Source organism: Micromonospora sp. LOL_013, from assembly GCF_048060315.1.
In the GTDB taxonomy this organism is placed as follows: Bacteria; Actinomycetota; Actinomycetes; order Mycobacteriales; family Micromonosporaceae; genus Micromonospora_E.
Genome location: NZ_JBHMIQ010000004.1, coordinates 137129 through 153505, shown reverse-complemented (window position 1 = coordinate 153505; position 16377 = coordinate 137129). Strand labels below are relative to the sequence as shown.

The window sequence follows — 16377 nt, the reverse complement described above, 5'->3', positions numbered from 1 at the left end:
CGTACCGGGTCGTCCCGGGGCCGGCGCCGGATGGAGCCGTCACGGGGCCGGCGCCGCGACGGCGGCGATCGGGTTGTCCTGTGTACCGACGAAGATCAACGACCCGGCCTGGTCGGTCAGGTCGACCATCTGCAGCGTGTTGCGTAGCTGCAACCGATTCAGGCAGGAGTGCCGGAAGGTGGGCGCGAAGAAGTTCAACCGGTCCCGCAGCTGCGGGTGGTCGTCGCCGTGCTGACGGACGCACTCGGCGACCAGTTGCCAGAACCGGTCCGCCGGCAGCACGCCGTCGGCGTCCAGGATCGCGGCGAGGAAGCGCAGAAACCCGTCGAAGACGTCGGTGAACACGGCCAGGACCCGGAAGTCGTCGTCGACCGGCATCCGGATCCGTTCGACCGTGGCCGGCAGCTCCCGGTCGTGCATGGCGACGACCTCCTCGCCGATGTCCTTCATGAACACCCGGACCGGTACGTGGTCCGCCAGCACGAGGATCAGGTTCTCCCCGTGCGGCATGAACGCCAGGTCGTGGCCGAGCAGGCAGTGCAGCAGCGGGCGCAGATAGGCCCGCAGGTACCGGGCCAGCCAGTCGGCGGCCGGCAGGCCGGACGCCGCGATCAGGGCGGTGGCCAGGTGCGCGCCGTCGCGGTCGCGGTGCAGCAGGCTGGCCATGGTGGCCAGCCGCTGCCCGGGCGCTATCCGGGGCACCGGGCTTTCCCGCCACAACGCGGCGAGCATCCGCTGGTACGCCGAGACCGGTGCCCCGCTGCGGTGGTACGCGTCCCCGGTGTAGCCGACCGAGGCCAGCTCCCGCAGCACCCCGAACCCGCAGTCACGCAGTGTGTCGTCGTCGGCGACCAAGTCGGCGACCCAGTCGTTGACCGGCGGGGTGGCCCGCATGTAGGCCGGGGACAGCCCGCGCATGAAGCCCATGTTCTGGATGGACAGTGCGGTCTTGACGTAGTGCCGGTGCGGGTGGTCGATGTTGAAGAAGGTACGGATCGACTGCTGCGCCCGGTACCGGTCCGGGCTCGTGCCGACCGGGACGATTGCCCGGGACGCCACGTCGGCGGCGAAGGTGACGCCGACCTTGTGTTCCCACTGCCACGGATGCACCGGCAGGTACCGGTAGTTGGCCGGGTCGAGGCCGAGGCCGTGCAGCTGGTCGGCGAACCGGTGCAGCGTCTCGGCACCCAGTTCGTCGAGGTAGTGGCTCTGCTCGTCGACGCCGTGCCCGGCGGTGAAGGTGCTCAGGTCGCGGCGTACCGCCAGCCAGACCAGCCGCACCGGGGTGCCGGCCTCCGGCGCATACGCCTCATGGTCGGCCAGGCCGAAGCCGATCCGGCCGTTGTTGGCGACGAACAGCGGGTGCCCCTCGGTCATCGCCGACTCGATGGTCTGGAAGTCAGCGTGCACCAGGTCGGCGGCGCGTTCCCGCCGGTGGTGGTGCTTCCAGGCGGCACCGGCCAGGGTGGCGCTGATCTCCTCCAGGTAGGTGCCGAGCAGCTTCGCCGGGATGCCCAGCGTCTCTCGCAGCTCGACGACGAGGTCGAGGGCGTCCAGCTCCGCCGGGGTGCCGTCGACCTCGCGGGTCAGCGACGCGGCGTCGATCAGCCAGTGGTCGAGAGCGTACCGGCGGGCCCGGAACCGGTACGCGACCCGGTCGCCGGTCGTCAGCTGGTACCCGTCGCCGCCGGGGCCGGCCGGGAGCGTGTTGTCGGGCCGGGGCTGGATCAGCCGTTCGTGGCTGAACTCGGCGATGGCCTTGGCGACCAGCTGGCGGTGGGCGGCCGCGATCGGGCCCGGCGCGAGGTGAGCGGGGGGTGTCATTGGGCTCTCCGTGGCTGATCCGTCGGCATCGGCCGCCGCGCCGTCGCTCGGACTGCTGCCCTGCGGACTGCGGGTACCGCCCAGTTGGCTGGCACTGAACGCGGACCGGGAACAGAAGCTGAGCCGGGCCTGCTTGTCGGACAGTTGGATCAGCCGGTCGACGACGAAGCCGGCTTCGGCATTCTTCACGGCGATCGCCTCGTTGCGTACGTCGGGCTCGACGACAACCCGGTGGTGCGCCGGGTCGGCGAAGACGAAGGCCATCACCGTCCGCATCACCGCCGACGTCATCCCGTGCCGGGGCTCGCCGTCCGGCGGTGCGACCAGCACGTGCATCCCGACGTCGCCGGGCTGTACGGGGTAGTGGTCGGCGAGTTCGCTGTGTGCGGGTTCGTAGGTCTCGGTGAGGAACAGCGGTACGCCGTCGAGTCGGCCGAGCCACGCGTGATGGTGCGGGTTGGCGTCGATGCGCTGGTACTCGCGCCGTACGGTGTCGAGGTCGGCGTCGGGCATTCCCCAGAACACCGACCGGGGGTGGGTGATCCAGGCGTGCAGCAGGTCGGCGTGACCGGCGATGTCGAGTGGTTCGACGGTCATCCGGCCGAGCGGGTCGTCGAAGGTGAACGTGGTCGTCGTGGCGGCGGTCACCGGATGAGCGCCTCCTGCCGCTGCATGGCCACCGGACCGGTCGCGGCCGCCGGTGCCGACGGTGTGTTGCTGTCCGACGGTGCGCCGAAGTGCTGGAAGGCGATCTTGCGCTCGATCGGGTAGACCTCGCGGCCGAGCATGTTGGCGATGATCACCGAGTTGCGGTAGGGACCCATGCCCAGGTCGGGTGCGGTGAGGCTGTGGGTGTGCTCCTCGGCGTTCTGCACGAAGATCTCCCGGTCGCCGTGGTCGACGGTGTAGCCGAGCGCCACGTCGAACCGGCCCCGCTCGTCCCATCGGATCCGGTCGCGGACCGGGTCCAGGAACGCCGGCACGGCCGGCCGGTAGCCGGTGGCGAGCACCAGGCCGTCGGTGTCCATGGTGAAATCGCGGTCCTGCTCCTGGTGGTGCAGGGCGAGTCGGTACCGTCCGGTGTCGGGGTCCCAGTCGGCGCCGGTCAGCGCGGTCCCGGTGAGCAGGGTGGTCGGCACCGGGCCGCCGACGTCCTTGCGGTACAGCGTGTCGAAGATGGTGTCCACCAGGTCGCCGCTGATGCCCTTGTAGAGGCTGCGCTGGTCCCGGTTGAGCCGGTCCCGGCTGGCCGCCGGAAGCCCGTGGAAGTAGCGGACGTACTCCGGTGAGGTCATCTCCAGGGTGAGCTTGGCGTACTCCATCGGGAAGAACCGGGGCGACCGGGTGACCCAGTTGAGCTGGTAGCCGTGGGTGTCGATCTCCTCCAGCAGGTCGAGGTAGATCTCTGCGGCGCTCTGCCCGCTGCCGACCACGGTGACCGACCCGAGGCTCTGCAGCCGGGCCTTGTCCGGCAGGTAGTCGGCGCTGTGCACGGCCGGGCCGGGCAGGTCCCGGACCACCGTCGGGCGGTACGGCACGGTACCGATGCCGAGCACCAGCCGCCGGGTCCGCAGCGTCGTCGTCGCCCCGGTGCCGGCCTCGGCGACCCGTACCAGGTAGTCGCCGGTCGCGGCGTCGTGCTCGACCCGGTCGACCCGGCTGCCGAACCGGACGTTGGGCAGCTGGGCGGCCGCCCAGCGGCAGTACGCGTCGTACTCGACACGCAGCGGGTAGAAGTTCTCCCGGATGTAGAAGCGGTAGAGCCGGCCGGTCTGCTTCAGATAGTTGAGGAACGAGTACGGCGACGTCGGGTCGGCCATTGTCACCAGGTCGGCCAGGAACGGCACCTGGATGGTGACTCCCTCGATCATCAGCCCGGGGTGCCAGGCGAACTCGTCGCGCTGCTCCAGGAACACCCCGTCCAGGTCGTCGACCGGCGCGGTCAGGCAGGCCAGACCGAGGTTGAACGGCCCGAGCCCGACGGCGACGAAGTCATACGTTCGCATTGGCGCACACCTCCGGGGTGACCGGCTCCGGGGCGATGAGCGCCGGATCCCATTCGGCGTCGAGCAGCTCCTGGCCGGTGCGGCGGATCAGCCCGATCACGGTACGCAGGTCTTCGACGGTGGTGTTCGGGTTGAGCAGCGTGAACTTGAGCCAGTAGTGCCCGTCGACGACGGTGCCGGCGATGATCGCGGTGCCGTCGGCGAACAGCCGAGCCCGCAGCCGGGGCAGCAGCCGGTCGCAGTCCTGCACCGGTAGCCAGTCCGGTCGGTACCGGAACAGCACGGTGCTCAGCACCGGTCGCATGACCAGCTCGAAGTCGTCGCACTCGCGGAGCAGACCGTATGCCTGCTGGGCCAGGTCGACGACCTGGTCGAACATCTCGCCGAGCTGGTCGGCGCCGATCGCCCGCAACGTCATCCACAACTTCAGGGCGTCCAGCCGGCGGGTGGTCTGCAGGCTCTTGTCGACCTGGTTCGGCACGGTCGCAGTTCGTGGGTTCAGGTAGTCGGCGTGCACCGCGACCCGCCGCATGGTCGGCGCGTTCCGGACGATGATGGCGCTGGAGCTGATCGGCTGGAAGAAGCTCTTGTGGAAGTCGACGGTGACCGAGTCGGCGGCGGCGATGCCGTCGAGCAGGTGCCGGTGGCGGGTGGAGATCAGCAGACCGCAGCCGTACGCCGCGTCGACGTGCAGCCACACCGCCCGGTCGCGGCAGACGGTGCCGATCGCGGCGAGCGGGTCGACACAGCCGCGGTCGGTGGTGCCGGCGGTGGCGACGACCGCCATCGGCACCAGGTCCTGGTCGAGCAGCCGATTGATCTCGGCGTCGAGCGCCACCGGGTCCATCCGGCCGGTGCCGTCGGTGGCTACCGGAACGACCGCGTCGGCGGCGAGTCCGAGTAGACCGGCGGACTTGCTGACGCTGAAGTGGCTCTCCGCCGTGGCCAGGACCCGCAGCCGGGGCAGCATCGTGGCCCGGTCGGCGTCGGCGCGGACCAGGCGGTCCTCCCGGGCCAGTAGCAGGCCGTGCAGGTTCGACTGGGTGCCGCCGCTGGTGAAGACACCGTCGGCGGTCGGACCAAATCCGATCCGCTCGGCCGTCCAGGCGATCAGCCGTCGCTCGATCAGCGTGCCGGTGGTGCTCTGGTCCCAGGTGTCGACTGAGGTGTTGACGGCGGCGAGCAGCAATTCGGCGTTGAGTGCGGGAATCGCCACCGGGCAGTTCAAGTGGGCCAGGTAGGTGGGTTCGTGGAACCACACCGCGTGGTCCAGATACAGGCCGGCGACCTCGTCCAGTGCGGCGTCGGTGGTGCCGAGCGGTGCGTCCAGGTCGACGCTGTCGACCTTGGCCTGCAGTGGTGCCACGGCGTCGCCGGAGTACGGCTGGCGGACCGCCCGTACACGGTCGGCGAGGACCGCTGCGGTCCGGTCGATGCTGGACACGTAGGTGTCCACGGTGTGCCGGCCGAACAGATGCGGGTACATTGGTCTCTCCAACACCGCCTCCATAAGGGTAACCTAACCTAACTTAGGCGAGGCTACTGGGAGGGCCGGTGAAACGGAACTGGGCAGGACCCCTTCTCCGCGGGGCACGGGGCCGCAAGGCGCGTCGCACGCCCCTCGGCGGGACCGCTGTCGTGCGTCGTGACCAGCGGATTCATTCCGCCAGCGGAGGCCGAGCGGACGCTTGTGACCTGCGTCCCACCAGGTGGATTACCCGGTGGGGGTGGCCGCTCGGCGTCGGCGGGAGGGCGGCCGGATGACCGCTGCCGTCGCCGCCCGCGGGCGGACCATGTCGATCCTGACCGCGCTGTACATCACCCAGTACCTGGGATTCGGGTTCATCACCGTCGGGCTGGCCAGCATCCTGCGGTCCGGCGGCACCTCGCTGGACACTCTCGCGCTGCTGAACCTGATCGGCCTGATCTGGCCGGTCAAGTTCCTCTGGGCACCGATACTGGACCGGTACGGCCCACGGCGCGGCGGCCACTACCGCTCCTGGCTGCTGGTGCTGCAGAGCGGCATGGTGCTGGCCCTGCTGGCCCTGCTCGCCGCCGACCCGGCGACCGGGCGGATCGGCCCGATCGTGCTGATCTGCGCGCTGTTCGTGTTCCTCTCCGCCACCCAGGACATCGCCGCCGACGCGATCGCGGTGCGGATGCTGGCCGACTCGGTCCGGGGCACCGGCAACGGGATCCAGGTGTCGGCGAGCTACGTCGGCAACATTCTGGGCGGCGGCGTCTGCGTGGTGGTCTACGACCGGTTCGGCTGGCAGGCAGCGGTTGGCCTGCTCGCCGCCCTCACCGCGACCGGTCTGCTGGTGGTGTGGCGGTTCCGCGAGCCCGAGCGGATTGCCCGGCCGGCCGGGGCGCGTCAGGCGTACGGCGCGCTGCTGTCCGTCCTGGGCCAGCCCGGCTGCCGCCGCTGGGCCCTCGGCGTGGTGCCGCTGCTCTACATGGGAGCCGGTGCGGCGTACGGACTGGTGTCGCCGGCCCTGGTCGACGTCGGCTGGTCGTTGCAGCGGATCGGCTTCGTGACCGGGATCGTCACCAGCGTCCCGGCCGTCGTCGCCGGGCTGGTGGCCGGCGGCCTGGTCGCCCGGATCGGCCGGGCCGGGGTGCTGGTGGTCGGTGGCGGGTCGCTGGCCGTCGCCACGGTGCTGCTGCTGCCGATGCTCACCGGCCGGGCCGCCGGCGGTTTCACTACGGTCGCGTTGTGCTGCTTCATGGCCGCGTACACGGTGGCGAACGTCGCGCTGTACACGGTGAACATGGACTACTCCCGGCCGGGCACCGGGGGTACCGACTTCACGGTGCTGTCGTCGTTCGGGCTGATCTGCTCCTACCTGGCCGCGGCGCTCGGCCTGACGGCGGCGGCCCGGGTCGGCTACCCGGCAGTCGCGGTGGCCGCGATCGTGCTGATCCTCGCCGGAGTCGCCATCGGCGTCCGCCACCAGGGCCGGTACCGGCCGGCGACCGGCCCGGAGCCAACTGGATTACCAGGGCAACGGTCGGACGAACATGGCGTGCTGGCGCCAGCCGGGAAAGGGCACCAGGTCGCCGACGTGCTGCCAGCCCAGCACCCGCATGCTGCGCAGCACCCGGGAGTTGGAATCGGCGACCGCCAGTGAGGCCCGTTCCTCGGTGCGGCTGGCCAGCAACTGGGAGAACAACGCCACGCCGACCTGCTGACGTTGGAACTCGGGCAGCACGAACGCCTCACAGACGGCGAAAGTCCGGCCCGGCCACTCCCGGGCAAGGTCCGGGTCGGCCGTCGACCGTAGGTCGCGCCACCAGAGCGTCTCGGGTGGCAGCGGGCAGCCCAGCACCGTTCCGGCCAGTTGGTCGCCGACGTAGCCGACGGTGGCGGCGAATCCGGGTGCCTGCGCCGTCCACTCCAGCCGTTGCTCCACCGACGGCTCGGTGTGGTCGGTCAGGTGCAGGTCCTTGGCGTGCACCTGGCGGTAGACCTTCGCGAGAGCATCGATCTGTACCTGGTCGGTGAGCACCACCCGGTGGCGGCCGGTGCCGGTCTCCGTCGTGCGTTCGAGGCCCATCCCACTCCCTTGATCGATGAGGTGAGCCTAACCTAACTGGACGCCCGGGTTTCTGCCAAGGCCGACGGTCCCGGCGATCGGCGACCGGCGGCCGGTGCCCGGCCATCGCCGGGGCCGCGTCCGGCACGACCCGGTGCCCGACCAGCAACCGGTGCAGACCGATCACGATGGCGGCGACCGACTCGACCTGGAGCCCGGCGTAGGAGACCGTCAGTACGGCGCCCAGCCGACGGCGACGAACAACGCCGCCGCGCCCGGCGGGTACTGCCACATCGGGTCGGCGCTCGGCGCCCGGCCGTCGCGCAGTTGCCCGCTCCACCGCCGGTACAGGTCGACGTCGGCGAACAGCTCACCGGCTCCGCAGGAGTCTCATCCGCGTCGGCAGCGTCAGGTCGACGGCGGTGCGACCAGCTGCGGGCCGGGCCGACCGCGCAGCACCCGCAGCGCGACGGCCGGGCGGACCACCGCGGACAACGGTGCGACCAGATGGAACACGTCGGTCAAGGCGCGCTGCACGTACGGATCGCGGTTGGCGACGTCGGCCGCCCGGTCCAGGTACCAGCGGGACAGCCTGCCGCCGCGCCGGGGCCGTGGCCCGACGGTCGTCGGGTACCGCAGGTCGGCGCCGGTGGCGATCAGCCAGGCGGTCTCGCTGCAGCCGGCCAGCCGGGCCTGCGCCGCGCGGCCCAGTGTGCCGCCGCTGTCGCGCAGCTGCTCGGCCAGCACCACCGCCGTCCGGGCGGCCACGGCCATCCCCTGGCCGTAGACCGGGTTGAAGGTGCACGAGGCGTCGCCGACCACCGCGAACCCGTCCGGCCAGCGTGGCATCGCCTCGTACCGGCGGCGATGGTTGGCGGTGTTGCGGAAACCGTGGATCGGCGAGTCAGCAGTGGCGTCGCGGATCGCCTGGTGGATCAGCGGGCTGCGCAGCCCACGGGCGAACTCCAGGAAACCGGCCTCGTCGGTCGGCGGGTGGTCGCCGCCGAGTCCGCCGAGGGTCACCATCCACCGTCCGTTCTCGATCGGATAGATCACCCCGCCCCGACCAGAGTGGGGCGGTTGCGGCATCACCACGATGTTCTTCCACCCGGCACTGGCCCCCGGCGGCAGCAGGTAGCGCCGGCTCGCGTAGCCGAGTCCGGCGTCGATCCGGGTCTCGTCGGGGCGGCCGTAGCCGAGCTCGGCCAACCAGTCCGGCGCGTGTGAGCTGCGGCCGCTGGCGTCCACCACCAGGTCGGCCGACAGGCTCCGGTCGGCGGCGCCCGCCGCGCGGGGACGCATCCGTACGCCGGTGACCGCGTCACGGCCGTCGGCGCCGAGCAGCCCGATCACGTCGTGGGCCGGCTCGAACCGGATCCGTGGATCGGCGGCCAGCCGCTGGCGGATCGTCCAGTCGAGCAGTTCCCGGCTGGTCCCGACCAGCTGGTGGGTCGCCGGGAACCGTTCCCGCCACCCGGTCGGCGCCAGGTACAGGATGTCGGTCGGCGCGTCGACCCGGACCGCGCCGGCGGCGTGCAGCTCGGTGATCAGGCCGGGGAAGAGCTGATCGAGCGCACGCTGCCCGGCGGTGATCAGCACGTGCAGGTGGTGCGCCTGCGGGACGCCGGCGCGGACCTGCGGCGTGTCGGGGAACCGGTCGCGGTCGACGACGGTCACCCGGTCGACGTGCTCGGCGAGGACACGGGCCGCGCACAGCCCGGCGAGACTGCCGCCGATGACGACTGCGTGCCGGGCGGCGGGAACGGATCGGGCCATGCCGCTATCTTCGCTGATCGGTCCGATGTGCACCACCGGGCATCCGCCGGTACACCGGGGCGAGTCGGCGGTGCAGCTCCCGGTAGACGTCGAAGAGTTCGTCGTAGCGGACGCGGTGCGCCGCCGTCGGGGCGAACACCTGGTCGGTCCGCAGCAACGCCGGGATCTGCCCGAACGTCAGCTGCCCGGTGCCGACCGCGCCGATCCAGCCGGCGCCACGGGCGTTGACCGCGACCGGGTCCGGGTCCCGACGCACCTCGACGCCGAGCACGTCGGCGAAGATCTGGCACCAGGCCGTTGACCGGGCGCCGCCACCGGTGACGGTCAACGAGGCCACCGGGGTGCCGAGGAACCGGTCGACCGCCGCCGACAGCCACCGGGTGTTCAACGCGACGCCTTCGAAGACGGCCCGCAGCAGATCGGACCGGTTAGTGTCGAGCGAGATGTTGACGAACGCGGCACGCAGGTCCGGATCGTCGACCGGTGCGCGTTCGCCGTACAGCCACGGCAGGTAGAGCACCCCGTTGGCGCCGGCCGGCACGGTCGGCAGGATCGCGTCGAACGCGTCGAAGATCGGCGTCTCGTCGGTGGCGAGGCGGCCGGCGCCGACCAGCGGGTCGTCGTACTCGACGATCTTCTCCTTCAGCCAGGTCAGGTTCGCCCCGGCGGTGGCCTGCAGCGCGGTCATCAGGTACCGGTCGCCGATCGCGCACGGCACGGCGGCGATCTGCGCGACCGGGTCGGTCTTCTTCCGGTGCACGTGCGCCGCGATCCACGACGAGGTGCCCAGGTACAGGTGCGGGTCGTCGTCGGCGGTGGTACCGGCGCCGATCGCCGCCGCCGTGGTGTCGATCGCCCCGGCCACCACCTGGACGGTCGGCGGCAGACCGAGGTGGTCGGCGGCGTCCGGGTGCAACGTGCCGATCACCTCGGTGCAGGCCACGATCGGCGGCAGTTTGTCCGCGTCGATGCCGCAGTCGGCGACCAGGGCGGGAGAGTAGCGGACCCGGTCGGGTCGGCGGTTGTCCGTCACCCACGAGGTGAGGATCGAGTCGACCGTAGCCACTGTACGGCCGGTGAGCTTGAGGTTGATCCAGTCCAGCGCGTTGAGGAAGGTCGCGGTCCGCGCGTACACCTCGGGCATGGTGTCGCGGACCAGCAGCATGTGCGCGGCCGGGTCCTTGCCGGTGGTGGACGGCATCCCGCCGGTCAACCGCAGCCAGCGCACGATCCGGCGGACCGACATCCCGCCGTACGCCGGGAAGCCGCCGAACTGCCGCCGCAGGTGCGCCGCGCCGCGCATGTCCAACCAGGTGATGCAGCGGGTCAGTGGCGCCCCGGCGGCGTCCACCGCGATGGTCCCCTCGCCCTGGGTGGACGAGCAGACGGTGGTGACCGCGCGCAGGTGCTCCGGGTGGGCCTGGCCGAGGTCGGCGACCGCTTCGGCAAGCGCCGTCCACCAGGCATGCGGGTCCTGTTCGGCACCGCCGCCGGGCAGCACCAGCAGCGGCACCGGGCGCTGCGCCCAGCCGGTCACCGTACCGTCAGCGGCGACCAGCGCGGCCTTCATCCCCGAGGTGCCCAGGTCGATCGCGAGGACCTGCGGCGGGACGGCCGGCACCGGGTCAAACCCCTTCCACCTGCGCGAACACCCGGTCGAACCGGTCCAGCGCGGTGTCGATCACCTCGTCGGTGTCGGCCATCGAGGTGTACATCCGGGAGCCGGCCAGGGTGATGACGCCGTGCGCCGTGTACGCCGCACCCATCTGCTCCATCAGCCGCTTGCGGGACTTGTTCTCCCTGAGCAGCTTGATCGGGTTGCGCATGTCGAGCAGCATGACGCCACTGCACTCCAGATGCACGATCGACCCCTGGTTGTAGGCCACGTACGGCAGACCGTACCGGTCGATCAGCCGCTGCAGTCCCCGGGTGAGCCGGTCCCCGGCCCGGCCGGCGATCACCGGGGCGTTGGTCCGGGCCATCTCGGCGATCGCGAAATAGCCGGCCGCACAGGACAGCGGGTTCGCCGACAGGGTGCCGCCGACCTGGATGTGTGTCCCGCCGCGCCCGTCGAGCCCGGCGCCGAAGACCGCCATCACGTCGGCCCGCCCGCCGACGCCGCCGGCCATCGGGTAGCCGCCGGAGACCGCCTTGCCGAACACGGTCAGGTCGGGGGTGACACCGAAGTAGCCGGCCGCCCCGCCGAGCCCGACCCGGAACCCGGTGACCACCTCGTCGAAGATCAGCAGCGCGCCGAACTCGTCGCACAACGCGCGGACCCTGGCGTTGAAGTCACGTGGCACGGGGCGGGTGCCGGACTCCGGGCCGAGTGGTTCGACGATCACCGCAGCGGTGCCGCCGCGGACCCGGTTCTCGATCAGTTTGCGGCGCAACGCCCCGAGATCGTGCGGGAACGCCTCCCGGGTGTTGGCGGTGGCGCCGAACGGGATGCCCTTGGCGTTCATCCGGTACGTGCCGGGCACCCGCAGCCCGTACACCATCGTGTCGGACCAGCCGTGGTACGCCCCACCGACCTTGATCACCATGTGCTTGCCGGTGAAGGCGCGGGCACCGCGGACCGCCGCCATCACCGCCTCGGTTCCGGAGCCGAGCGACCGGTACATCTCGATGTGCGGCAGGTACCGGAAAATGATCTCGGCGAGCTTCAGCTCGTACTCATGGAACAGCCCGGTCACCGGCCCCGACTCCTTGACCACCGCGGCGACCTGCTCGTTGACCGGGCGGTAGTTGCTGCCCAGGATCGTCGGGCCACCGGCCTGCAGGAAGTCGACGTAGGTGTTGCCGTCGCGGTCGGTCAGGTAGGCGCCGTCGGCGGCGTCGACCGCCAACGGGAACGGGTAGTTGAAGGCCAGGTTGTGCTGCACACCGCCCGGGATGCGGCGCTTCGCCCGGTCGGTGATCTCCTTGCTGGCCCGGCACCGGTCGTTGAAGTAGCCGAGCACGTCGAGCATCGCGTCGTGGCGCAGCCCGCGTACCGGCTGGGCGACCAGGGCCTTGAGCCGGCGCATCGTGTCGTCGACGTCCAGGTACTCGGTGATCGCGTAGCCGAGTCGCGCGGACTCGCTGCCCGGGAGCTGCGCGGTGGTGGTGTCGGCGACCGGGGGCCCGGCGGCGGCGATCGCCGCCGCCACCGCGTCCGCACTGGGCAGTTGCTCATCGGCGGGCACCCGCACCGGCGGGACCGCCTCGGTGAGCTGCGCGGCGATCCGCTTCTCGTCGGCGCGCAGCTTGGTGAACGCGACCTCCCGGATCGCGGTCGGGATGGTGTAGACCTTGCCGGCTTCGCTGGTCAACGCCAGGAGATAGGCGATCGACACCTTCTCCAGCAGCGCCATGTTGAACACCGCGCGGTCCGGGTCGGTCCCCAGCGCGACGACCCCATGGTTGGCGATGATGAACGCGTTGTCGCCGCTGGCCACCTTCTTCTGCACGTTGCGGGCCAGCATCCCGGTGCCGGACGGGGCGTAGTCGACGATCGCCACCTGACGGCCGAGGAAGCGCACCTGCTCGTCGGTGAGCGCCGGGATCGGACGGCGCAGGAACGCCAGGGCCGAGGCGTACGGCTGGTGGGTGTGCACGATCGCGTTGACGTCGGGCCGCTGCCGGTAGATGTTGGCGTGCATCCCGGCCTCGATCGACGGCGCGAGGTCACTACCGGTGCCGTCGGGTATGTGCGTACCGTCGAAGTCGACCAGGCAGATGTCCTCGATCCGCATCCGGTCGTAGTCGTAGTTGCTCGGCGTGACGGCGTACAGCCGGTGCCCCGGAACCCGGACCGATACGTTGCCCTCGGTAGCCTTCAGATAGCCCCGGTCCAGCATGGTTCGACACATGTCGACGACGTGCCGGCGGGAAGTGTGGTGGTCCATGCGGGTCCTCCGGTCCTCCAGGGAGGGGTCGCGGCGAGAACCTATCCTCGCCGTCGGCCGGCGCTGGGACACCGTCCCGCCGGCAGCGGAAAACAGCGACCGGACTATCACCACGTGACAAATTCGGGCTGCGTGTGCCCTCAGCAACCCGTTGCCCTGGGTCGCAGTCTCACTGAATTATCATCACGTGACAGAGTGGCGAGGTGCGAGCCCGCCCAGTGACCGTCACCCCCTGGCAGCGGCTGCCCGCCGAGCTGGCCCCGGCGATGCGGCCCCGGCTGGCGGCGGTGGTCGACACGGTGGCCGCCGCGGTGACCGAGCTGACCCCTGAGTTCGTCGGGATCGACGACCCGAAGTTCCGGGCCGATGTCCGGACCGCGGTCGACGTTGCCCTCCAGCGTTTTCTGGACCTGGTCGGCACCACCGAGCCGGCGTTGCCGCCCCGGGAGCGGGAGGTCTTCGTCGCGCTCGGCGCGGCCGAGGCCCGGGAGGACCGTGGCCCCCAGGCACTGCTCGCCGCCCTGCGGGTGGCCGGCCGACTGTTGTTGCGTCAGGTCGGTCAGGCGCTCGCCACAGTGCGCCCGGTCGACGCCGAGGCCCTCGCCGACTGCGCCGACGCGGTCACCGGTTTCGTCGACGAGCTGGCTGCGGCCGGCACCGACGGGTTCGCCCGCCAGCTGCGCGAACAGTCCGGCGAGGGCGACCGGGCCCGCCGGCAGCTGGGCGAACTGCTGCTGGTCGGCGGAGCCGGCGCCGCCACCGTGGCGGCGGCCGCCGCCCGGGCCGGCTGGCGGGACCTGGCCACCGTGCTGCCGGTCGTGCTGCCGGCCCGGCAGGCCCGCGACGCACGGTTCCGGTTCGGTACCGACGGCATCGTGGTCGACCGGGGCCGCGACGCCGTACTGCTGCTGCGCGCCGGCCCCCGGGCCACCCGCCCGGTGCTGGCCGACGCGCTGCAGGGCTGGCGGGCCACGGTGGGCCCGGCGTCGCCGTGGCCGCAGGTGCCCCAGGCGGTACGACTTGCCGAACTCGCGGCGACCGTAGTCCGGACCGGTGGAGCCGACCAGGGCGGTCCCGTCGACCGCACCGCCGTCTTCGTCGAGGACCACCTCACCGTGCTGGCGCTGCACGGCCACCCCGACGCGCTGACGGTGCTGACCGGCCGCCGGCTGGCGCCCTTCGGCGCGCTGCCGCCCACCCAGCGCGCCGGACTGCTGCGTACGCTGCACAGCTGGCTGCGGCACTGGGGGTCCCGGTCGGCGGTCGCCGCCGAGCTGTTCGTCCATCCGCAGACCGTCAGCTACCGGCTCAAGCGGCTGCGGACGCTGCTCGGCGACGACTTGGATGACCCGGACCGCCGGTTCGAGCTGCTGCTGGTGCTCACCGTCGCCGACCCGCACTGACCAGCGCAGCACCTGCCGGTCAGCGGTAGCGGCGCTGTCGCCACGCCGACTCGCGGGCCTCGTGGGCCAACCGTACGTGCATCGCCGCCGCCCGCGGCGACCGGCGGGACTGCAGCCGGCCATCAGCAGCGGACCGGGCAGGCCGCTCGGCTTGTCGCTGAACGCCTGCGGGATGGTCAACGCGGCGATGAAGACCGCTGCCGTCGCCGTGAACATCACCAGCGGGGCGATGCCCTCGCCGAGTCGGATCCGGTTGGCGAGCATCAGCTGCGAACACCACGCCCACCACAGCAGCGCCAGGAAGCCGTGGACCGGACAATCGACGTCGAGCGGCGGCCGAGCCGCCGTCGCCGTGGCGGATTGGTGAAGAAACGCCCAGGTGGTCGACGACGGTGATCCTGGTGACTGCTGCCGGCATCGCCTCCGGACTGGAGTCGGCGCTGCATCTGGTACGGCGCAAGGTCAGCGCCGATGTCGCGGTCCGCGCCGAAGAAGTGTTGGAGTATCAGACCCGTGGCACTGTCCGGACCCGATGATCGCCGTTTATCGTTACCGTGCCACCGTTCGTGTGCGCGGACGCGCCTGTCCGGTGTGTCCGTCATCTCGCTGAAGGGTTATGGAAATGACGGCAACTATCCGACAATCGGGCGACGTGCGAGCCGAAGTGGAAAACGCCAACATCGCACGGATCTACGACTATTACCTTGGTGGACTCTACAACTTCGCGATCGATCGCGAGCGGGCCGAACGCATCAAGCTGATGTTGCCCAGCGTCGACCTGCTCGCCCGTGGCAACCGGGACTGGCTGCGCCGTTCGGTGCGATACCTGGTCGGCGAGGGCGTGCGGCAGTTCATCGACATCGCCTCGGGGCTGCCGACAGTCGGCAACACGCACGAGGTGGCGCATGCCCTCGACGCCCAGGCTCGGGTTGTCTATGTGGACAACGATCACTCGGCTGTCGTCCACGGTGAAGACATCCTCGCCACGGAGCCGCTGGTGGCGATGGCCGAGGTCGACGGTAGGTATCCCGACCAGGTGTGGTCGCATCCGGCGGTCCGCGAGCTGATCGACCTGTCGCAGCCGGTGGGCATCGTTCTCGGCGGGCTGCTCGTTTTCGTTCAGGACGACGAGGATCCGGCCGGACTCGTCGCGGCCTACCGGGACGCGCTGGCACCGGGCAGCTACATCGCTATGTCGCACCTCAGCGCGGACACGGCCGACGAGGAGACCCGCGGGCAGGTGGACCGGATGGTCGCCGCCTACCAGGCCGGCGTCGGCGCGAACCTCTACGTCCGGGACAAGGCCACCATCACCTCCTGGTTCGACGGCATGGAGCTGGTCGAGCCCGGTGTGACCCTGATGGCGGACTGGCGGCCGGACCCGGGTCTCGACGTGGACGCACAGACGCCGTCCCGGCAGCTCGGCTACGGCGGAATGGCCCGCGTCGGATAACCCATCCGGTAAGCGCGGTTCGGTTCGGTATCCTCCCCGACTCTTGGCCGGACACCGTCCTGGAGCCGCCTGGCGGGCGTCCGGCCCCGTCGACCGGCCGGGTCAACCTCCCGGCCCGGTGCCGCGTCTTCGTGGTGTCCGCTCGACCAGGAGGTTTCCCGTGACCGTCACTCCCAATCCGGGCAGTTCCGAACCGCTGTGGTCGGTGGGCGGCATCACCGCTGCGGTCACTGCGCTGCTGGGCGCGGTGACCGCGTTCGGTCTGCCGCTCACCGAGGCACAACAGGCCGCGGTCCTCGGCCTCGCTGCGGTTCTCGCTCCGCTGATCGTCGCGCTGGTCGGCCGCGCCCAGGTGTACGCGCCGGCGACCGTCGAACGACTGGTCGGTGACACCACCCCGGGGGCCGACGGGTGAGCCATGCCGGTCCGGGCTAGGTCCGGCGGAGGTCGGCTACCGCGCCACACGCTCCCGGCCGAAGGTGGACAATC

At 71.2% G+C, this 16377-nt stretch carries 11 protein-coding genes and 2 pseudogenes; 5 read left to right on the top strand and 8 right to left on the bottom strand.

Annotated elements, in window-relative coordinates:
• Positions 1-39: 39 nt before the first annotated feature.
• The 3 genes from ACFHWS_RS04640 to ACFHWS_RS04630 are packed head-to-tail and all read right to left on the bottom strand — an operon-like array spanning position 40 to position 5331.
• On the bottom strand, positions 40-2421 hold the full coding sequence (locus ACFHWS_RS04640; RefSeq protein ID WP_416567704.1) for a GNAT family N-acetyltransferase: 2382 nt from the start codon (positions 2419-2421) through the stop codon (positions 40-42).
• 47 nt (positions 2422-2468) lie between these two features.
• Positions 2469-3830: a lysine N(6)-hydroxylase/L-ornithine N(5)-oxygenase family protein gene (locus ACFHWS_RS04635; RefSeq protein ID WP_416553383.1), complete on the bottom strand. Its 1362-nt coding sequence runs from the start codon at positions 3828-3830 to the stop codon at positions 2469-2471.
• Entirely contained in the window at positions 3817-5331 is a 1515-nt protein-coding gene (locus ACFHWS_RS04630; RefSeq protein ID WP_416553381.1) for a pyridoxal phosphate-dependent decarboxylase family protein, read from the bottom strand. The genes ACFHWS_RS04635 and ACFHWS_RS04630 overlap by 14 nt, the downstream gene beginning before the upstream one ends.
• Before the next feature lie 259 nt (positions 5332-5590).
• Here ACFHWS_RS04630 and ACFHWS_RS04625 point away from each other — a divergent pair, with 259 nt between their 5' ends.
• Positions 5591-6961 (top strand): MFS transporter, encoded by a 1371-nt coding sequence (locus ACFHWS_RS04625; RefSeq protein WP_416553379.1) that lies wholly within the window; start codon positions 5591-5593, stop codon positions 6959-6961.
• A gap of 3 nt (positions 6962-6964) precedes the next feature.
• Here ACFHWS_RS04625 and ACFHWS_RS04620 read toward each other — a convergent pair.
• The 4 genes and pseudogenes from ACFHWS_RS04620 to ACFHWS_RS04605 all read right to left on the bottom strand — a co-directional run.
• A pseudogene (locus tag ACFHWS_RS04620) lies at positions 6965-7387 on the bottom strand (N-acetyltransferase); the annotation flags it as partial.
• Positions 7388-7774: 387 nt separating this feature from the next.
• Complete coding sequence (locus ACFHWS_RS04615; RefSeq protein ID WP_416553377.1) at positions 7775-9142, bottom strand: NAD(P)/FAD-dependent oxidoreductase; 1368 nt, start codon at positions 9140-9142, stop codon at positions 7775-7777.
• Between the two features lie 4 nt (positions 9143-9146).
• Positions 9147-10763 (bottom strand): xylulokinase, encoded by a 1617-nt coding sequence (locus tag ACFHWS_RS04610; protein ID WP_416553375.1) that lies wholly within the window; start codon positions 10761-10763, stop codon positions 9147-9149.
• Positions 10764-10767: 4 nt separating this feature from the next.
• Positions 10768-13032, bottom strand: a complete 2265-nt coding sequence (locus tag ACFHWS_RS04605; RefSeq protein ID WP_416553373.1) for an aminotransferase class III-fold pyridoxal phosphate-dependent enzyme — start codon at positions 13030-13032, stop codon at positions 10768-10770.
• Positions 13033-13235: 203 nt separating this feature from the next.
• Here ACFHWS_RS04605 and ACFHWS_RS04600 point away from each other — a divergent pair, with 203 nt between their 5' ends.
• Positions 13236-14435 carry a helix-turn-helix domain-containing protein gene (locus ACFHWS_RS04600; RefSeq protein WP_416567693.1) on the top strand — a complete coding sequence of 400 codons (1200 nt, stop codon included), beginning with the start codon at positions 13236-13238 and terminating at the stop codon, positions 14433-14435.
• A gap of 138 nt (positions 14436-14573) precedes the next feature.
• Here ACFHWS_RS04600 and ACFHWS_RS04595 read toward each other — a convergent pair.
• Positions 14574-14726: pseudogene (locus tag ACFHWS_RS04595) on the bottom strand (low temperature requirement protein A); the annotation flags it as partial.
• A gap of 110 nt (positions 14727-14836) precedes the next feature.
• On the opposite strand from ACFHWS_RS04595, the gene ACFHWS_RS04590 reads away from it, so the two are divergent.
• The 3 genes from ACFHWS_RS04590 to ACFHWS_RS04580 all read left to right on the top strand — a co-directional run bounded on the left by ACFHWS_RS04590 (position 14837) and on the right by ACFHWS_RS04580 (position 16303).
• Positions 14837-14971, top strand: a complete 135-nt coding sequence (locus ACFHWS_RS04590) for a hypothetical protein (RefSeq protein WP_416553369.1) — start codon at positions 14837-14839, stop codon at positions 14969-14971.
• A gap of 116 nt (positions 14972-15087) precedes the next feature.
• Positions 15088-15888, top strand: a complete 801-nt coding sequence (locus ACFHWS_RS04585) for an SAM-dependent methyltransferase (protein ID WP_416553367.1) — start codon at positions 15088-15090, stop codon at positions 15886-15888.
• A 160-nt stretch (positions 15889-16048) separates the two neighbouring features.
• Positions 16049-16303, top strand: coding sequence for a hypothetical protein (locus tag ACFHWS_RS04580; protein WP_416553365.1), 255 nt, complete (start codon positions 16049-16051; stop codon positions 16301-16303).
• Positions 16304-16377 lie beyond the last annotated feature (74 nt).

What these genes read in the sequence shown, in the direction of transcription:
- ACFHWS_RS04640 (WP_416567704.1), bottom strand. Translation starts at nt 2,421, where the DNA reads ATGACCGTCGAACCACTCGACATCGCCGGTCACGCCGACCTGCTGCAC.
- ACFHWS_RS04635 (WP_416553383.1), bottom strand. Translation starts at nt 3,830, where the DNA reads ATGCGAACGTATGACTTCGTCGCCGTCGGGCTCGGGCCGTTCAACCTC.
- ACFHWS_RS04625 (WP_416553379.1), top strand. Translation starts at nt 5,591, where the DNA reads ATGACCGCTGCCGTCGCCGCCCGCGGGCGGACCATGTCGATCCTGACC.
- ACFHWS_RS04615 (WP_416553377.1), bottom strand. Translation starts at nt 9,142, where the DNA reads ATGGCCCGATCCGTTCCCGCCGCCCGGCACGCAGTCGTCATCGGCGGC.
- ACFHWS_RS04605 (WP_416553373.1), bottom strand. Translation starts at nt 13,032, where the DNA reads ATGGACCACCACACTTCCCGCCGGCACGTCGTCGACATGTGTCGAACC.